The 1,993-nt window shown below is 72.1% G+C and carries 2 protein-coding genes; one reads left to right on the forward strand and one right to left on the reverse strand.

Annotated features, from left to right (window positions below):
- The coding region (locus tag ACWGR4_RS48190; RefSeq protein WP_452134358.1) for a helicase associated domain-containing protein at positions 1-571 on the forward strand (571 nt) is incomplete at its 5' end.
- A gap of 781 nt (positions 572-1,352) precedes the next feature.
- Here ACWGR4_RS48190 and ACWGR4_RS48195 read toward each other — a convergent pair.
- On the reverse strand, positions 1,353-1,993 hold a 641-nt coding region (locus ACWGR4_RS48195; protein WP_452134359.1), incomplete at its 5' end, for a hypothetical protein.

Below are 1,993 nucleotides of genomic sequence, written 5' to 3' on the forward strand. Positions count from 1 at the left end.
CGTGAGGGCCGGGCTGCGGCCCGGACAGGTGCGGCAGCTCGACGCACTCGGCATCACGGCCGAAACCGAACACGGGCACGGCGCGGTGGCGGGCGGTGGCGGGACGGCACGGGGTCGGGGCGGCGCGGCGGAGGGCGATATGGGCCCCGACGGCACGGCGGACGGCGACGGCGTCGAGGACGGCGTGGCGGTGGCCGCGGGCGTCGGGGGCGCGGAAGGTGGCGGCGGGAGGGTTGCCGGCGCCGGGAGGGGCGTGGCGGTGGCCGGCGGTGTCGGTGGCGCGGAAGGTGGTGTCGGGGGCGGCGTGGCGCCCAGGCGCGGGCGGGGCGCGTGGGAGACGGCGTTTACCGCGGCCGTCGCCTACCGCGGACGCGCGGGGCATCTGGAGGTGCCCCGCGGGCACGTGGAGACCGTGGCGATGCGGACGACGGCCGGACCCGACGGCGGAGACGAGGGCGGCGGGGCCGTCGAGGTCCGGCTGGGCAAGTGGGTCAACAACCAACGCACCCGGCGGAGTTCGTTGAGCGAGGAACGGGTCCGGCTCCTCACCGAACTCGGCATGCGGTGGTGAACCGGCGTGGTGTCGGGTCGGGGCCGTCGAGGGCTCGTGTGCGGTGGATGTGGGATTCGCAGTGGGGCGGTGAAATCGAGGTGGAGGGTTCGTTTTCGGTGCCCTCGACTGTCGGGGGTGAGACGACGTGGTCGTTCGTGGGCCGGGTCGCCGGGTGCTACGGGCCGGGCGTCGACGCCCTGGCGGGGCACTGGCGGTGGCTCGACCACCGTCCCCGGCACCGGGGGTGGTCGGGTTCGGTGGGGTGTGGGGTTGGCGGTGGGATCGAGGGGTGGAGTGTGGTGGAGGCGGCCGGTGACGATTGGGCGGAACAGTTCGGGTGCCACGGATGCCGTGCGCGATCATGACGGCATGCTCCCTCCGCGAGGGCTGTGGCGTGATCCTCGGCCGATACCCCGGCTCGGCATTCGGGACGTCGTGATCGAGGTCGTGCGGGATCCGTCGTTCCACGAGCCGTCCGAGACGGACGTCTGCGGCTGGTTCGTGCAGGTCTGCCTCGCCCACGATCGCGCGTGTGTCCGGGGCGGGTGTGGCGGGGGTGGGCATCTCCTCGCGTCGGTCCGCTGCGTACACGGTCCGGAGCAGCTCGAGGCCCACCCGCTCGTGCACCGCTTCCCCACCGGGTTCACGCCGGCCCCGTCCCCGGAGCAACTCGCCGCACTGATGAGGCTCCCCGAATCTCCCCACCCCCGGCTCAGGGTCGGGACAGAGTTGCTCACTTTGATTCCCCACCCGCATGCCTTTTCGGTTGTGGGGTGTGGTGGTCGGAGTGGGGCGGGCTTCAGAGGCGGTGGTGGAGGAACGTCAGGATGTCGTTGCGGGGTGGGCCGGGGGGCCAGGTGTGGATTTCGCGTTTGAGGGCGGTGATTTCGGTGGGGGTGGGTCCGGGGTGGTGGGTGGGGTCGAGGTCGTGGCGTAGGAGGGTGGCGCGTGCGGTGGCGTGGTGTTCTTGGGCGTGTCGTAGGGCTGCTCTTTTGCGGATGTGGTGGATGTCGGTGCCGTGGGTTCGGGTTCGGTGGGTGGGGTGGTGGGTGGTGTTGCCGGGTTCGAGGGTGACGGTGATGGTTGCTCGGCGTAGGACGTCGGGGCGGAGTTTGTGTATGTGTTCGAGGTCGCCGTGTACTCGGGTGGTTATGTCTTCGGGGTGTTCCCAGGCGGTGGCGGGTTCGCGGGATTCGGGGGCGAGTGGGGTGTCGGTGGTGGGGTCCAGGGCTGTGCAGCGCCACCAGATCGTGTTGCCGTGGGGTGGGTGTGTCAGGTGGGGGGTGAGGGCGGTGAGGGCGGTGAGGGGCGCCGGGTCGGGGTGGGGGTTCGGGGTGGGCAGGGCGGGTTCGAGGCCGGTGTATTGGCGGATGCGGCCGCGGAGGTGGCGCAGGGTTGTGGTGGCGTAGGTGCTGCCGACGGTGGCCCAGTGGGATGTCG

The organism is Embleya sp. NPDC055664, from assembly GCF_053618075.1.